14 protein-coding genes are annotated in these 15,315 nt (G+C 67.9%); 9 read left to right on the forward strand and 5 right to left on the reverse strand.

Translation table 11 applies throughout. The annotated features are described in order from the left end of the window. Positions 1-95 precede the first annotated feature (95 nt). The 7 genes from ACM0PB_RS02790 (at position 96) to ACM0PB_RS02820 (ending at position 6,893) form a co-directional block, all read left to right on the forward strand. Positions 96-893 (forward strand): ParA family protein, encoded by a 798-nt coding sequence (locus tag ACM0PB_RS02790; protein WP_414604844.1) that lies wholly within the window; start codon positions 96-98, stop codon positions 891-893. After that, positions 893-1,816: a ParB/RepB/Spo0J family partition protein gene (locus ACM0PB_RS02795; RefSeq protein ID WP_005420385.1), complete on the forward strand. Its 924-nt coding sequence runs from the start codon at positions 893-895 to the stop codon at positions 1,814-1,816. Before ACM0PB_RS02790 ends, ACM0PB_RS02795 begins: the two co-directional genes overlap by 1 nt. A 125-nt stretch (positions 1,817-1,941) precedes the next feature. After that, positions 1,942-2,676 carry a suppressor of fused domain protein gene (locus ACM0PB_RS02800; RefSeq protein ID WP_065185923.1) on the forward strand — a complete coding sequence of 245 codons (735 nt, stop codon included), beginning with the start codon at positions 1,942-1,944 and terminating at the stop codon, positions 2,674-2,676. 45 nt (positions 2,677-2,721) lie between these two features. Continuing rightward, positions 2,722-3,687 (forward strand): NAD-dependent epimerase/dehydratase family protein, encoded by a 966-nt coding sequence (locus ACM0PB_RS02805; protein WP_005420382.1) that lies wholly within the window; start codon positions 2,722-2,724, stop codon positions 3,685-3,687. Between the two features lie 90 nt (positions 3,688-3,777). Further along, complete coding sequence (locus tag ACM0PB_RS02810) at positions 3,778-4,500, forward strand: glycosyltransferase family 2 protein (RefSeq protein WP_005420380.1); 723 nt, start codon at positions 3,778-3,780, stop codon at positions 4,498-4,500. Further along, the gene (locus ACM0PB_RS02815; protein ID WP_019661748.1) at positions 4,500-4,847 is read left to right on the forward strand and encodes a lipid-A-disaccharide synthase N-terminal domain-containing protein; all 348 of its coding nucleotides are present in this window, start codon (positions 4,500-4,502) and stop codon (positions 4,845-4,847) included. Before ACM0PB_RS02810 ends, ACM0PB_RS02815 begins: the two co-directional genes overlap by 1 nt. 264 nt (positions 4,848-5,111) lie before the next feature. Continuing rightward, complete coding sequence (locus tag ACM0PB_RS02820) at positions 5,112-6,893, forward strand: DUF885 domain-containing protein (protein WP_235649983.1); 1,782 nt, start codon at positions 5,112-5,114, stop codon at positions 6,891-6,893. Positions 6,894-6,989: 96 nt separating this feature from the next. Here ACM0PB_RS02820 and ACM0PB_RS02825 read toward each other — a convergent pair whose 3' ends face one another. From ACM0PB_RS02825 to ACM0PB_RS02845, 5 genes are all read right to left on the reverse strand, one after another. After that, positions 6,990-10,199: an efflux RND transporter permease subunit gene (locus ACM0PB_RS02825; RefSeq protein ID WP_414604843.1), complete on the reverse strand. Its 3,210-nt coding sequence runs from the start codon at positions 10,197-10,199 to the stop codon at positions 6,990-6,992. 10 nt (positions 10,200-10,209) lie between these two features. Beyond that, positions 10,210-11,415 (reverse strand): efflux RND transporter periplasmic adaptor subunit, encoded by a 1,206-nt coding sequence (locus ACM0PB_RS02830; RefSeq protein WP_065185919.1) that lies wholly within the window; start codon positions 11,413-11,415, stop codon positions 10,210-10,212. Then, positions 11,412-12,665 (reverse strand): TolC family protein, encoded by a 1,254-nt coding sequence (locus ACM0PB_RS02835; RefSeq protein WP_065185918.1) that lies wholly within the window; start codon positions 12,663-12,665, stop codon positions 11,412-11,414. Before ACM0PB_RS02835 ends, ACM0PB_RS02830 begins: the two co-directional genes overlap by 4 nt. 56 nt (positions 12,666-12,721) lie before the next feature. Further along, complete coding sequence (locus ACM0PB_RS02840; RefSeq protein ID WP_053498807.1) at positions 12,722-13,060, reverse strand: hypothetical protein; 339 nt, start codon at positions 13,058-13,060, stop codon at positions 12,722-12,724. Positions 13,061-13,263: 203 nt separating this feature from the next. Beyond that, positions 13,264-13,653: a RidA family protein gene (locus ACM0PB_RS02845; protein WP_065177819.1), complete on the reverse strand. Its 390-nt coding sequence runs from the start codon at positions 13,651-13,653 to the stop codon at positions 13,264-13,266. Between the two features lie 108 nt (positions 13,654-13,761). On the opposite strand from ACM0PB_RS02845, the gene ACM0PB_RS02850 reads away from it, so the two are divergent. Next, positions 13,762-14,655, forward strand: coding sequence for a LysR family transcriptional regulator (locus ACM0PB_RS02850; RefSeq protein WP_065177820.1), 894 nt, complete (start codon positions 13,762-13,764; stop codon positions 14,653-14,655). 143 nt (positions 14,656-14,798) lie between these two features. Beyond that, positions 14,799-15,308 carry a DNA polymerase III subunit epsilon gene (gene dnaQ, locus ACM0PB_RS02855; RefSeq protein ID WP_065177821.1) on the forward strand — a complete coding sequence of 170 codons (510 nt, stop codon included), beginning with the start codon at positions 14,799-14,801 and terminating at the stop codon, positions 15,306-15,308. Positions 15,309-15,315: the final 7 nt, after the last annotated feature.

The following is a 15,315-nucleotide window of genomic DNA, read 5'->3' on the forward strand; positions in this document are numbered from 1 at the left end:
TTGTGCAACAACGGGTTGGCGATCCACGATTTCCGCAAGGGGCCGGTTGTACGCATAATGACCGGTCCCAGCACACGTCGACGAGGCACACCCGCATGGCCCGCATCATCGCCATCGCCAACCAGAAGGGTGGCGTCGGCAAGACCACGACCGCCGTCAACCTGGCCGCTTCCCTGGCCAACGCACCCAAGCGCGTGCTGCTGGTCGACCTCGATTCGCAGGGCAACGCGACCATGGGCAGTGGCGTGGACAAGCGTGAGCTGGCCGCCTCCACCTACGATCTGCTGCTGGGCGAGTCCAGCGCCGCCGATGTACGCGTGCAGACCGCCGAAGGCTACGACCTGCTTCCCGGCAACATCGACCTGACCGCCGCCGAGATCCAGCTGATGGCGCAGAGCGAGCGCGAGCAGCGGCTGAAGCGCGCGCTGGCACCGATCCGCGACGAGTACGACTACATCCTGGTCGACTGCCCGCCGGCGCTGTCGCTGCTGACGCTCAATGCGCTGGCCGCTGCCGATTCGGTGATCGTGCCGATGCAGTGCGAGTACTACGCCCTGGAAGGCCTGAGCGCGCTGGTGGAAACCATCGAAGCGCTGCGTGCCAACCTCAATCCGGCGCTGGAGATCGAAGGCGTGCTGCGCACCATGTTCGACGTGCGCAACAACCTGGCGAACGCGGTCTCGGCCGAGCTCACCGAGCACTTCGGCGATCGCGTGTTCCGCACCATCGTGCCGCGCAACGTTCGCCTGGCCGAGGCACCCAGCCATGGCCAGAGCATCGTCGGCTACGACCGCGCCTCGCGCGGTGGCGTGGCCTACCTGGGCCTGGCTGGCGAGATCATCCGCCGCAACAACGAACGCAACAAGGCCACCAAGGCCGTGGAGACCGTCTGATGACCAGCAGCAAGCCGGCAGCCAAGAAGCGAGGCCTCGGCCGTGGCCTGGACGCGCTGCTGGGCCCGAAGGGCGCGGTCAGCCAGGTGCAGGCCACCACGGCGGTGATCGAGCCGCTGCCGGGGGAAGTGCTGCGCAAGTTGCCGGTCGGCCAGCTGCAGCCGGGCAAGTACCAGCCGCGCCGCGAGATGGACGAGGGCAAGCTGTCCGAGCTGGCCGACTCGATCAAGTCGCAGGGCGTGATCCAGCCGATCCTGGTGCGCCAGCTGCCGGCGGGCAACTACGAAATCGTCGCCGGTGAACGCCGCTGGCGCGCATCGCAGCTGGCCGGGCTGGACGAAGTGCCGGTGGTGGTGCGCGAGCTGGAAGACCGCACCGTCATCGCGATGGCGCTGATCGAGAACATCCAGCGTGAAGACCTCAACCCGCTGGAGGAAGCCGAAGCGCTGCAGCGCCTGATCAGCGAGTTCACCCTCACCCATGCCGAGGCCGCCGAGGCCGTCGGCCGCTCGCGCGCGGCGGTGTCCAACCTGCTGCGCCTGCTGGAACTACCAGTGGCGATCCGCCTGCTGCTGGAAACCCGCCGCCTGGAAATGGGGCATGCCCGTGCGCTGCTGACCCTGGCCCCCGAACTGGCCGGCAAGCTGGCCCAGGAAGCGGCCGACGAAGGCTGGTCGGTGCGCGAGGTCGAGCGGCGCGCGCAGGCTTTCGCCGCCGGCAAGGTGCCGAGCAGCCGTCCGGTGGCCACGCCGAAGGTGCAGCAGGCCGACATCGCCTCGCTGGAAACCGAGCTGTCCGAAGCGCTCGGCGCCAAGGTGGCGATCAGCCACGGCCGTGGCGGCAAGGGCAAGCTGATCATCCACTACACCGACCTGGACACCCTGGACGGCGTGCTGGAAAAACTGCGCGCGCGCCAGGGCTGAGCCCGGCGCCGCGTCGGGGAGGCGGCCTGTTCCTGCCGCGCCCGGCGAATGACAGGGAACGCACTGCCACGCGCACCGCGGAATGCACTGTCTTCCGGCCCGTGGCCTCATCCAGGGAGCAGGACATGAGCAACGACTACGAAGACGTCAGCCCGGACGGCACCCAGATACTGGTACATCGCCGTGAGAAGGACTTTGTGCTCGCCATCGGCGAAGAACGGCACATCGAGGCGATCAGTGCCCACATCGAACACCACCTGGGACCGGTGTCCGGTGTCTTCCATGAAATCATCTCCGACCTGGTGCACATCGACGTGCACGTGGTGCCGGCCAATGACCACTGCCCGTACCTGCGCCTGGTCACCTCCGGCATGAGCGACCTGCCGATGACCGTGCCCGCCGAGGCGGATGCGGACGTGCCGCGCTACATGGAACTGATGGTGACCCTGCCGGCCGACTGGCCGATCACGCAGGACGCCTTCGAGGATGAGCGCAACTACTGGCCGGTGCGCCTGCTGAAGGGCATGGCGCGGTTACCGCACGAGTACGACACGTGGCTGGGCTTCGGCCACACCATTCCCAACGGCCATCCCAGCGAGCCCTATGCGCCGGACGTGGGTTTCGACGGTGCCATCGTGCTGCCGCCGGTGACCGCCCCGGAGGACTTCGCCACGCTGGAGCTGGAGGATGGCAATACCATCAGCTTCATGAGCCTGGTTCCGCTGTACCCCGAAGAGATGGACCTGAAGCTGAAGAAGGGCGCCGACGCCCTGCTCGACCGCTTCGATGCGAAACAGATCAACGATGTGATCGAGCCCGGCCGCACCAACGTGGCGAAGAAGCGTTTCGGTTTGTTCTGAGACCGGTAACATCAGGGGCCTGAACTTCGTTCCCAGGCCCCTGCCATGACCATCCTGCTCACCGGCGCTGCCGGCTTCATCGGTGCCTACACCGCCCGCGCGCTGCTGGAGGCCGGCCAGGCCGTGGTCGGCCTGGACAACTTCAACGATTACTACGACCCGCAGATCAAGCGTGACCGCGTGGCCGCGCTGTGTCCGGCGCTGGACCTGCGCACCCTGGACCTGACCGACCAGCAGGGCCTGGCCGCACTGTTCGACGAGGTGCGGCCGACCGCGGTGATCCACCTGGCCGCGCAGGCCGGCGTGCGCTATTCGCTGGAAAACCCGCATGCCTACGTCGACAGCAACCTGGTCGGCTTCGTCAACATGCTCGAGTTGTGCCGCCACCGTGGCGTGCAGCACCTGGTGTATGCCTCCAGCAGTTCGGTCTACGGCGATTCGGCCACGCCGCCGTTCTCCGAAGACCAGCGCGTGGACCAGCCACGCTCGCTGTACGCGGCGACCAAGGCGGCCAACGAGCTGATGGCCTACACCTACGCGCAGCTGTACGGCCTGCATGCCACCGGGCTGCGATTCTTCACCGTGTATGGCCCGTGGGGCCGGCCGGACATGGCACCGCTGCTGTTCTCGCGCGCGGTGCTGGCCGGTCGGCCGATCGACGTGTTCAACGAAGGCCGCATGCAGCGCGATTTCACACATGTCTCCGACATCGTATCCGGTATCCTCGGCGCCCTCGCGCATCCGGCCGACGGTCCGGTGCCGCACCGGGTGTTCAACCTCGGCAACCATACACCGGTCGAGCTGGAGCGCTTCATCAGCGTGATCGAGCAGGCCGCCGGCCGCCCTGCGCAGAAGGTCTACAAGCCCATGCAGCCCGGCGACATGGTGCGCACGATGGCCGATACCCGGCGCGCACATGACGCTTTCGGCTTCGATGCGGTGACCCCGATCGAACAAGGCCTGCCGCCTGTGGTGCAGTGGTGCCGCGAGTATTTTGGCGATCGCGCCTGAGGACGGATCCTCACGCCGCCGGGTTCATCTTCGGATAACCTCGGTTTCGGAGAATGCGCGGTCTTTGTCCCCCCTTTGGCCGAGTGCCTTATGAGCCAACCCGAGCTTTCCGTTGTCGTCCCGGTGTTCAACGAGCGCGACAATGTTGCCCCGCTGGTCGCCGAAATCACCGCTGCGCTGCGTGGCCGGCTGCCGTTCGAGATCGTCTACATCGACGACCACTCGCGTGATGACACCCTGGCGGTGCTGCAGGGATTGAAGGCAACCACCCCGGAACTGCGCGTGCTGCACCATGTGAACCAGAGCGGGCAGAGCACGGCGGTGCGCACCGGCGTCAAGCACGCGCGCGCGCCGTGGATCGCCACCCTGGATGGCGATGGCCAGAACGATCCGGCCGATATTCCCAAGCTGCTTGCCGCACGCGACGCCGCCGAGGCGCAGGTGAAGCTGTTCGCCGGCTGGCGCGTCAACCGCCAGGACAGCGGCAGCAAGCGCTGGGCCAGCAAATGGGCCAACGCCATCCGTGCGCGCATGCTGCGCGACGACACGCCCGACACCGGTTGCGGCATCAAGCTGTTCGAACGCAGCGCGTTCCTCGACCTGCCGTACTTCGACCACATGCACCGTTACCTGCCAGCGCTGATGCAGCGTGCCGGCTGGAAGACCACCAGCGTGCCGGTCAACCACCGCCACCGTACCGCCGGCGTGTCCAAGTACAACAACCTCGGCCGCGCGCTGGTCGGCATCCGCGACCTGCGTGGCGTGGCCTGGCTGATCACCCGAAGCAAGCGCACCGCGGTGGAGGAGCGCTGATGGATCTGGAGCTGCACTGGCTGGATCAGCCCCTCACCTGGCTGTACTGGACCGGCCTGCATGTGACCGGCTGGAAGCTGATCGGCTACACCGGCGCACTGATGTTCGGCGGCCGCTGGCTGGTCCAGTTCATCGCCTCCAAGCGCGCCGGCAAACCCGTCATCCCGCGCCTGTTCTGGTACATGAGCGTGCTCGGCAGCCTGATGACCCTGAGCTACTTCCTGTTCTCGGCCAAGCAGGACTCGGTGGGTGTACTGCAGAACCTGTTCCCGGCGTTCACCGCGCTGTACAGCCTGCACCTGGACATCAAGCACCGCGGCTGGAAGCGGGACAAGGCCAGTCACTGAGGCTGCGGGGTCGGATCCCTTTCCACTGGAAAGGGCTCTGACCCCTGTCAGGATCCCGGCGCATCCTCGCATGGCGTGGATCTACTGCATGTTCAGCGGCGGTGCCCTGTCGGCGCTGGGTTTCCCCGTGTGCCAACCAAGGTTGGCATCTACCAGAGCGGCCGGTTCCCGGTCCTGCCTGCGCTGCAGGCAGGACCTTCGTCCCATGCCATGGGCCGTGGGCGGTGCCATGATCGGGGTCTGCCTTCCCGGGAACCTGTGCTCGTGAAAACCCGTCTTGCCGTTGCCCTGTTGATCGCCCTGTCCGCCCCCACCGTGGCCCTGGCCGCTGCGCCCGCCGCCGCCGCCGCCGCCGCGCCCGCCAGCGTGGCCACCGAATCGCCCGCGGATGCCGCCTTCCGCGCGCTGTACGAGAAGGAATGGAAGTGGCGCCAGCAGGGAGGTGGTGAAGCCAGCGAGGACGAAGACGCCCCGGCCAACGCCACCCGCATGCCTGACGTCGGCCCGGCCGCGCAGCAGGCGCGTCTGAAGGTGTGGGACGAGACCCTGGCCGCACTGAAGAAGATCGACCCGAAGACCCTGTCGCCGGACAACCAGGTCAACTACGCGATCTATCGCGACCAGGTGTTCAACCTGGCCGAAGAGACGCGCCTGCGCGGCTACGAAATGCCGTTCAACGCCGATTCCTCGTTCTGGTCCAACCTGTCCTTCATGGCCCGGCGCGAGATGAAGACCGTGCAGGACTACCAGAACTACATCGCACGGCTGAACGATGTGCCGCGTTACTTCGGCCAGCAGACCGAGAACATGCGCGCCGGCCTGAAGCGCGGCTTCAGCGTGCCGCGCGCGGTGCTGGATGGCCGCGAAGTGTCCATCGCCACCGTTGCCGAGCTGAAGGACCCGACCGAATCGCCGCTGTACGCGCCGTTCAAGAAGCTGCCCAACAGCATCCCGGCCGCCGAACAGGCCAGGCTGCAGGCGCAGGCGCGTGAAGCGATCAGCGGCAAGGTGGTGCCGGCGTTCCAGCAGCTGCGCACCTTCTTCGTCAACGAGTACGTGCCGCAGGCGCGCACCACCCTGGCCGCCGAAGCGATGCCCGATGGCAAGGCCTACTACAGGCAGCAGATCCACGAGTACACCACGCTGGACCTGTCGCCGGACGAGATCCACCGCATCGGCCTGGAGGAAGTCGCACGCATCCAGGGCGAGATGAACGACATCATCAAGCAGGTGAAGTTCAAGGGCAGCTTCGCCGAGTTCCTGACCTTCCTGCGTACCGATCCGCAGTTCTATGCGAAGACGCCGGAAGAGCTGCTTTCGCGCGCCGCGTGGATTTCCAAGCGGGCGGACGGCCAGCTCGGCAAGTACATGACGTTGCCGCGCGCGCGCTTCACCATCGTGCCGGTGCCACCGGACATTGCACCGTTCTGGACGGCCGGCCGCGGTGGCATGGGTACCTACTGGCTCAACACCTACAACCTGCCCTCGCGCCCGCTGTACAACCTGCCGGCACTGACCCTGCATGAATCCGATCCGGGCCATTCGCTGCAGGGCGCGATCGCCGCCGAGCAGAAGAACCTGCCCGAGTTCCGCCGCAACGCCTACATCTCCGCCTATGGCGAAGGCTGGGCGCTGTACTGCGAGAAGCTGGGCGTGGAGATGGGCATCTACGAAACCCCGTACGAGGATTTCGGCCGCCTGACCTACGAGATGTGGCGCGCCGCGCGCCTGGTGATCGACACCGGCGTGCACAGCAAGGGCTGGACCCGCGAGCAGGCGCTGGCCTACCTGCGTGACCACACCGCGCTGAGCGAGCATGAAGTGACCACCGAAGTGGACCGCTACATTTCCTGGCCGGGCCAGGCGCTGAGCTACAAGCTGGGCGAGATCGCCATCGTGCGCCTGCGTGCGCAGGCCGAGAAGGAGCTGGGCGACAAGTTCGACATCAAGGGCTTCCACGACACCCTGCTCAAGCAGGGCTCGGTGCCGCTGCCGGTGCTGGAACAGCAGATCCAGGCCTACATCGCCGAGCGCAAGAAGGCCTGACCGGTACCGGGTAGTGCCGGCCGCTGGCCGGCAATCCGACCCGGTCACGGGGTCGGATCCCTTTCCCGTGGAAAGGGCTCCGACCCCCCTCTCACCTCACCCCACCGCCCGCGGCTTGGCCACGCGTGCCGCAAACGTCGGCAGCACCAGCAGGGTCAGCACGGTGGCGGTGATCAGGCCACCGATCACCACCGTCGCCAGCGGTTTCTGCACTTCCGCGCCGGAACCGCTGGCGATCGCCATCGGAATGAAGCCGACGATCGCCACAAGCGCCGTGGTCAGCACCGCGCGGATGCGGCTGGAGGCACCGTTGATCGCCGCCTGCAGCGGCAGGTCGCCGGCATCCAGGCGTTCGCGGATCGCCTGCATCAGCACCAGGCCATTCAAGGTCGCCACGCCGGACACGGCGATGAAGCCGACCGCTGCCGATACCGAGAACGGCATGCCCCGCAGCAGCAGCGCGAGGATGCCGCCGACCAACGCCAACGGCACGCAGCTGAACACCAGAATGGCTTCCTTGCCGCTGCGCAGGGCCATGAACAGCAGGCTGCCGATCAGCAGGAACACTACCGGTACCACCGTCGCCAGCCGCTTTTCCGCGCGCTGCAGGTTCTCGAACTGGCCACCCCAGGTCAGGTAGGCACCCGGCGGCAGTGCCACGTCGGCTACCGCGGCCTGCGCTTCGCCGACGAAGCCGCCCAGGTCGCGGCCACGCACGTTGGCCTGCACCACCACGCGGCGGCTGCCGTTGTTGCGGCTGATCTGGTTCGGCCCTTCGCTGACCGTGATGCGCGCAACCGACGACAGCGGAATCACCAACCCCGACGGCGTGGCGATCGGCAGCGAGGCCAGCTGGTCCGGAGCGTTGCGCGCGGCATCGTCCAGGCGCACCACCACGTTGAAGCGGCGGTCGCCTTCGAAGATCTTGCCCGCCGCAGTACCGCCGATGCCGGTGGACAGTGCATCACTCACATCCGCCGCAGTCAGCCCATACTGCGCCGCCGCCACATGATCGATCGCCACGTTCAGCGTGGGCAGGCCGGAGATCTGTTCCACCCGCACGTCGGCCGCGCCATCCACCGCACGCAGCTTCAGCGCCACCTGGTCGGCCACCTTCTGCAGCTGGCCGAAGTCATCGCCAAAGATCATTACGGCCAGGTCGGTACGCACGCCGGAAATCAGCTCGTTGAAGCGCAGCTCGATCGGCTGGCTGAACTCGAAACTGTTGCCCAGCTGCTGCCCGGCCAGCTTTTCGAAACGGGCCACCAGCGCGTCCTTGGCCAACTTCGGATCGGGCCAGTCCTTGCGTGGCTTCAGCACGATCACGCTGTCGGAGATGTTGGTCGGCATCGGATCGATCGCCGCCTCGGCGGTACCGGTACGCGAGAACACGGTCTCCACTTCCGGCTGCTTGGCAATCACCTTTTCCAACGCCAGTTGCATGGCCAGTGACTGCTCCAGCGACGTCGACGGCACGCGCAACGCCTGCATCGCCACGTTGCCTTCGTCCAGCGTCGGCATGAACTCGCGGCCCAGCATCGAGAACGAGCCGATGCCCACCACCACCATCATCACCGCACTGGCCACTACCGTGCGCGGATGCGCCACGGCCTTGCGGATCACCGGCTCGATGCGCGCGCGCAGCACGCGTATCAGCCTGGTCTCGTGCTCGCCGTCGTCCGCATGTGCATCGGCGTCCTTCAGCTTCGGCTCGCGCACCAGCAGCGCCGTCATCGCCGGCACGAAGGTGAAGGAGAACAGGAAGGCACCGACCAGGGCCAGCATGAAGGTCGCCGCCATCGGGTGGAAGGTCTTGCCCTCCACACCTTCCAGGGTGAGGATCGGCGCGAACACCAGCAGGATGATCAGCTGGCCGAACGCCGCCGGGCGCGCCATCTTCAGCGCGGAATCGGCGGCCACGCGCAGCCGTTCCATCGCGGTCAGCGCCCGGCCCAGTTCGGCGCGGCGCTGGCCCAGCATCAGCAGCGTCGACTCGACCACGATCACCGCACCGTCCACCAGGATGCCGAAGTCCAGTGCACCCAGGCTCATCAGGTTGCCGCTGATGCCGAAGCGGTTCATGCCGATCACCGCGAACAGGAACGACAGCGGAATCACCAGCGCGGTGATGGTGGCCGCGCGCAGGTTGCCCAGCAGCAGGAACAGCACCACCACCACCAGCAGCGCGCCCTCGGTGAGGTTCCGGGCCACGGTCTTGATGGTGGAATTGACCAGCACACTGCGGTCCAGCACCGGTGCGGCCACGATGTCGGCCGGCAGCGACGTGTTCACCTGTTCCAGACGTGCGGCTGCGGCCTGCGCCACGGTGCGGCTGTTGCCACCGGCAATCATCAGCGCGGTGCCCAGCACGGCCTCGTGGCCGTTGCGGCTGGCTGCACCCAGGCGCGGCGCGCGGCTCAGTTCCACGGTGGCTACATCGGCCACGCGCACCACCACGCCATTGCGGGTGGCCACCGGCGCCTGTGCAAGATCCTCGGTGGTCAGCGCCAGGCCATCGGCACGCACCACCAGGCCTTCACCGGCCCGCTGCACGAAGCCGGCGCCGGCCTGCACGTTGGAGCGCTGCAGCGCGGTAACCAGGTCGGCCAGGCCGAGGCCATGCGCGGCCAGTTTGGCGCTGTCCGGATGCACGCCGTATTCCTTGACGTAGCCGCCGACCGTATCGACACCGGCCAGCCCCGGGCTGGAGCGCATCTGCGGCGCGATGATCCAGTCCTGCACGGTGCGCAGGTAGGTCGCGCGCTCTTCCGGCGTGCGCAGCAGGTTGCCTTCCGGCGTGCGGTAGACCTCGCCGGCCTGCCAGCCGGCTTCACCGGGCTTGGCCAGCCTGGTCGGATCGAACGCGGTGAAGTCCACCGTCCACATCAGCACCTCGCCGAGGCCGGTGGTGACCGGCGACAGCATCGGCGACGCACCATCGGGCAGGTCTTCCGATGCCTCGCGCATGCGTTCGGCCACCTGTTGGCGGGCGAAGTAGATGTCGGTGGCATCGGTGAAGATCGCGGTGACCTGCGAGAAGCCATTGCGCGAAAGCGAACGCGTGGTGGTCAGGCCGGGAATGCCGGCCAGCGCGGTTTCCAGCGGATAGGTCACCTGCCGTTCGATCTGCTCCGGGGTCAGCGCCGGGGCCACCGTGTTGATCTGCACCTGGCGGTTGGTGATGTCCGGCACGGCGTCGATCGGCAGCTTGCCCAGCTGGAACAGGCCCACGGCGGCGATCAGCGCCGCCATGAACACCACCAGCCAGCGGTGGCGCACCGCTGTTTCAATGATCAGCTTGAACATGATCGCCTCCTCAGTGGCCGTGCTCGGCTTCGCCCTTGGCCAGCTCGGCCTTGAGCAGGAAGGCGTTGGCACCGACGATGCGCTCGTTGCCACTCAGGCCACCGAGGATCTCGATGCGGTCACCGGCACGGCGCCCGGCCAGCACTGGCTGCGCCTTGAAGCCACCTTCGACGGCGACGAACACCGCGCTGCTTCCATCGACGTTCTGCACCGCATCGGCGGGCACGCTGAGCGAGCCGTCCTGGCCTTCGGTGACCACCACGGCCGATACCGGCGAACCGGCCGGCGGCAGCGATGCATCCACCGGCGTGGCGCGGATCACTGCGACGCCGCCCTGCTGCCGTACATCGGCGGCCGAACCGGTGACGGTAGCGGTGAAGCTGCCACCCGGCACGCTCACTTCCAGCGTCATGCCGGGCATGACCTGTGCAGCCAGCGCTGGCGGTGCGGTGAACACCAGCTCGTTCATCGACGGGTCGGCGACGTCGGCCACCGCACTGCCGGCGGCGACCACACCGCCCGGCGTGACCTGCACGTTGCCGACGATGCCGGCCACCGGGCTGGTGATGCGCACGCGTCCACTGGCATCGGGCGCACCATTGGCGGCGGCCTGTGCCTGTGCGGCAGCGGCCTGGGCCTGTGCCGCCAGCGAACGCGCACGCGAGGCTTCCAGCTCCTGGCGGGCGACCACGCCCTGGTCGACCAGGGCCTTGTCGCGGCCATAGGCCAGGCGTGCGGCCTCGGCTTCGGCGGATGCGGCCAGCGCATTGGCGCGGAACACCGCTGCCTCGCCACTGACCACGATGGCCAGCGCCTGGTTCTGTTTCACCGCCGTGCCCGGCGCGACCAGTACGCGCTCGACGCGGCCGGTCACGGTCGAGGCCACCGAGGCACGGGCACCGACCGAGGGTTCCACCCGACCGGCGAGGCGGGTGGAACCGCCACCGCCGTGACCGACGGCAACCACTTCGATACCGGACGCCTTGATCTGCTCAGGGGTCAGCGGTACCACGCCTTCATCGGTGTCTGCCGGCGTCTTCGCGGATTCGGCCTTGGCTTCCTTGCTGCCGGGCGCGTGGCCATGGCTGTCGTCGGTGCCGGCCTTGGTCGCAGCGGGGTCTTCATTGGCAGGTGTCTGCGCGTTGCCAGCGCAGCCGGCCAGCAGCACAGTCAGCAGCATGCCGCCGATCAGCGGAAAAGTTCGGGAGAGAGTCATGGGGCCTCCACAAAGGGTGCGCGCCCTTCAAGGCGGGCAAGATCGATTTCCGCGCCGACGCGCGACAGGCGCGCATCCACGGCGGCGGCACGGGCGGCGATAAGAGCGCTGCGCGTGCTGCGCAGTTCCAGCTGCGAGATGCGTCCGGCGTCGAAGCCGATGCGGGCCAGGCGATACGCCTCTTCGGCGGCGACCACGCTTTCATCGGCGGCGCGGGTTCGGCTGCCGGCGGCCTTCAAACCGGCCACGGCGGAGAGGCGTGCCGCCTCGCTGTCGCGGCGCTGCTGGTCCAGGCGCGCTTCGGCCGCGCGCTGGTCGGCATTGGCGGCGCGGATGCCACCGCGGTTGCGGTCAAACAGCGGGATGCTGAGGCTGAGCCCGAGGTTGTAGGCACGCTCGCCGCCCTCGCGGAAGCGGGTCTGCGCGGCGGTGACGCTGAGGTCGGGCAGGGCGCGCTTGCGCTCCACCTCGACCAGTTTGCCCGCCGCATCGGCTTCGGCTTCAGCGATGCGCACTGCCAGTGCGGTATCGGTGGCACCGCGTGGCAGCGGCGGCGCACGGTCGAGCAGGCTGTCGCCGATCGACTGCACCGGCGCATCCAGCAGTGCAGCACCGGCCAGGCGGGCCAGCGCGGCATCGCGGAAGGCCTGCGCTTCATCCAGCGCGGCGTTGGCGTTGGCCACTTCGCTCTGCGCCTGCACCGCGCGCAGTTGCGGTTCGCGGCCCTGCTTGACCATCGCGTTGACGGCGTTGGCGTCATCGCGGGTGAGGCTCAGTGCCTCTTCGGCCAGGGTGTAGCGGCGCAGTGCACTTTCCGCCTGTGCGTAGACCACCGCCAGCTGGCTGGCCACATCGCTGCGGCTCTGCGTGCCACGCAGGTTGGCCGCCTGTGCCTCGGCGCGGGCCGCACGGACGCGCGCGCCGCGCTGGCCCCAGACCTCCAATGGCTGGGACAGGGTAAGCACGCTGTCGGCCTTGCCCATGCCGCCATAGGAACCGGTGCCCCAGGCGTTCTCGGCCGACCAGGACAGGGAAGGGTTGGGCAGTGCGCGGGCCTGGTCGGCGCGCGCGTCGGCGGCCTCGGCCAGCGCCGCACCGACGCGGGTACCGGGCAGCTGGTCCAGGCGTTCAAGCAGGGTGTCGTAGGAAGGGGCGGCTTGCGCCATCACCGATGCCGCCGGGGCCAGGCCCAGCAACACGGCGACGACCCGCCCGGCCGCACGCAGCGACCGAGGTGTCAGGATCGACATAGGGGGATTCCGGTTGTGAGTGAAACGGGAGCCCGCAATCGCGGGACGCGCTCAACTCACGCCCGGGGGGGACGCGTCAATTCATCCTGGGCGACCGCATAGGTCGCCGCGTCGCCGGCATTCATCCAGCGCGCCGGCAGCGGCGCACCGAAGGCGGCGAGGGTGCTGGCCGGCAGGCTCAGGTTGGAGTGGTGGCAGTGGTTGTGGCTGCAGGCACCGGCGTGCTTGCTGTCACTGTCACCCTCGGCATCGTTGGCGTTGCTTTCCACGTGCACCGCAGTGGTGTCGTGCGGTTCGACCGCGCAGGCCAGCACGTCGGCCACCGGCACGACCACGAACGCCGCCATCAGCAGCATCATCAGGTACGTACGCAGTTGGCGGGTGATCCGGCGCATGGAAGGGAGGCTAGCAAGCGATTTTCGCCGGATACAATATCAATGGCCGCCTCGGGAATTCGTCGGAATCTCCCGTTCAGGTGGAGGGCCTGGGGGCATCCTGCCCTGGTGGGTGCGGACCTCCTGCCTTGGTGGGTGTCGACCTTGGTCGACACGCCTTTCGACCCCACCGCGTTGCCAGCCAGCGGCCGGCACTACCCGTATCACGGCAGCTTCGCGATCACCTTGATCTCGAACTGGAACCCATACAGCCAGGTCACACCGATACCGGTCAGGGTCGGGTGCGGCGCCTCGCCCCAGTACTCGGGCACGATCGCCCAGGCCTTTTCGAAGTTCTTCTCCGGGTCGACCAGGAACACGGTCACGTCGATCACGTCATCGAACGTGCAGCCTGCGGCAGCCAACACCGCATTGAGATTCTCGAAGGCGCGGCGCACCTGCGCCTCGAAATCCGGCTCGGGCGAGCCGTCTTCGCGGCTGCCGACCTGGCCGGAGACGAACAGGAAGCCATTGGATCGGATCGCCGGCGAGTAGCGGTTGCGCTCGTACAGGGCCTGGCGGCCGGTGGGGAAAACGACATCACGCTGTGACATGGGAAGGAATCCGTGGGAGAGAACGCCATCCTCCGCGCCAGTGCTGTCTGGATAAACCGCGATGATCAGCCTAGATTGATTGCCAATCCCAAACAATCATGGCCCGCCATGGACCGTTTCGAGGCGATGCGGGCCTTTGCCCGGGTTGTGGAAACCGGCAGCTTCACCCGCGCCGCGCAGACCCTGCAGATCAGCCGCACCACGGTCACCCAGCTGGTGCAGCAGCTGGAGGCACACCTGCGGCTGCGCCTGCTCAACCGCACCACGCGCCGGGTCAGCGTCACCGCCGACGGTGCGGCCTACTACCCGCGCATCGCCCGCCTGCTGGCCGAGCTGGAAGAGGTGGAGGGCGGGCTGGGTGACGCAGCCAGCCAGCCGCGCGGCCGCCTGCGGGTGGATGTGCCCGGACCCTACGCGCGGTTGCGGCTGGTGCCGGCACTGCCGGATTTCCAGGCGCGCTACCCGGAGATCCAGCTGGACATCGGCGTCAGCGACCGCGAGGTTGACGTCATCGCCGACAACGTCGACTGCGTGATCCGCGGCGGCACCCCGGCCGACCCGGCGCTGGTGGCGCGGCCGCTGGCGGCGCTGCCGATCGGTTTCCACGCCAGCCCCGGCTATGTGCAGCGTTTCGGCTTGCCGACCGATCCGCGCGCGCTGGAAGGGCCGGACCACCACACGGTCGGCTTCCTCAGCCCGCGCAGTGGCCGGGCGAGAGTATTCAGCGCACAGCGCGGCGATGAGCGCGTAGAAGTGCAGGGCCGCTACACGGTCGGTTTCGACGACGGCAACGCCTATCTGGCGGCGGCGCTGGCGGGGCTGGGCGTGGTCGCGCTGCCCAGCTACATGGCCGCGCCGCACGTGGCGCGCGGCGAATTGCTGCCGCTGCTGCAGGACTGGCGGCTTCCACCCATGCCGATGCATGTGATGTTCCCGCCGAACCGGCACATGAGCCAGCGGCTGCGGGTGTTCATCGATTGGGTGGTGGAAGCGTTGGGGTGATGCACACGCACCTGTAGAGCCGAGCCCACGCTCGGCTGCTTCTGGCATCACCAAGCCCGCGCTACGCGCGCCAGCCGAGCGTGGGCCCGGCTCTACCGGCATGCGAAAATCACCACAGCACGTAACAGGAAACATCGCCACGCATGAGTCGCATCGTCGCACTGGATACCGAAACCACCGGCATCTCCCACCGCCTGGGGCACCGGGTGATCGAAATCGGTGCCGTCGAACTGATCGACGGCCAGCTCAGCGGCCGCCAGTTCCACACCTACCTGCAGCCGCAGCGCAAGGTGGACTGGGGCGCACAGCGCGTGCATGGCATCAGCGATGCGATGCTGGTGGGCAAGCCGCTGTTCTCCAGCAAGGCCGCCGAACTGCTGGACTTCCTGCGCGGCAGCGAGATGGTCGCGCACAACGCCACCTTCGACGTGGGTTTCCTGGACAACGAGCTGCGCCTGGCCGGCATTCCCGGCACGCTGGCCCAGCACTGCCGCATCACCTGCAGCCTGAAGCTGGCGCGCGGGCGCTGGCCCGGCCAGGGCAACAAGTTGGACGATGTGCTGCAGCGCCTGCGCATCCCCGGCAACCGGGGCCTGCACGGTGCGCTCAAGGATGCCCATCTGCTGGCCCAGGTGATTCCGCACCTGCGCTGAGGCTTGC

Origin of the sequence: Stenotrophomonas sp. AR029, from assembly GCF_047520695.2 — a bacterium.
GTDB classification, from domain to species: Bacteria; Pseudomonadota; Gammaproteobacteria; order Xanthomonadales; family Xanthomonadaceae; genus Stenotrophomonas; species Stenotrophomonas sepilia.

Excerpts from the sequence above, each read along its gene's own strand:
- ACM0PB_RS02830 (WP_065185919.1), bottom strand. The coding sequence starts at position 11,415 with ATGACTCTCTCCCGAACTTTTCCGCTGATCGGCGGCATGCTGCTGACT.
- dnaQ (WP_065177821.1), top strand. The coding sequence starts at position 14,799 with ATGAGTCGCATCGTCGCACTGGATACCGAAACCACCGGCATCTCCCAC.
- ACM0PB_RS02840 (WP_053498807.1), bottom strand. The coding sequence starts at position 13,060 with ATGCGCCGGATCACCCGCCAACTGCGTACGTACCTGATGATGCTGCTG.
- ACM0PB_RS02850 (WP_065177820.1), top strand. The coding sequence starts at position 13,762 with ATGGACCGTTTCGAGGCGATGCGGGCCTTTGCCCGGGTTGTGGAAACC.
- ACM0PB_RS02845 (WP_065177819.1), bottom strand. The coding sequence starts at position 13,653 with ATGTCACAGCGTGATGTCGTTTTCCCCACCGGCCGCCAGGCCCTGTAC.
- ACM0PB_RS02810 (WP_005420380.1), top strand. The coding sequence starts at position 3,778 with ATGAGCCAACCCGAGCTTTCCGTTGTCGTCCCGGTGTTCAACGAGCGC.
- ACM0PB_RS02800 (WP_065185923.1), top strand. The coding sequence starts at position 1,942 with ATGAGCAACGACTACGAAGACGTCAGCCCGGACGGCACCCAGATACTG.
- ACM0PB_RS02805 (WP_005420382.1), top strand. The coding sequence starts at position 2,722 with ATGACCATCCTGCTCACCGGCGCTGCCGGCTTCATCGGTGCCTACACC.
- ACM0PB_RS02825 (WP_414604843.1), bottom strand. The coding sequence starts at position 10,199 with ATGTTCAAGCTGATCATTGAAACAGCGGTGCGCCACCGCTGGCTGGTG.
- ACM0PB_RS02795 (WP_005420385.1), top strand. The coding sequence starts at position 893 with ATGACCAGCAGCAAGCCGGCAGCCAAGAAGCGAGGCCTCGGCCGTGGC.
- ACM0PB_RS02835 (WP_065185918.1), bottom strand. The coding sequence starts at position 12,665 with ATGTCGATCCTGACACCTCGGTCGCTGCGTGCGGCCGGGCGGGTCGTC.
- ACM0PB_RS02815 (WP_019661748.1), top strand. The coding sequence starts at position 4,500 with ATGGATCTGGAGCTGCACTGGCTGGATCAGCCCCTCACCTGGCTGTAC.
- ACM0PB_RS02790 (WP_414604844.1), top strand. The coding sequence starts at position 96 with ATGGCCCGCATCATCGCCATCGCCAACCAGAAGGGTGGCGTCGGCAAG.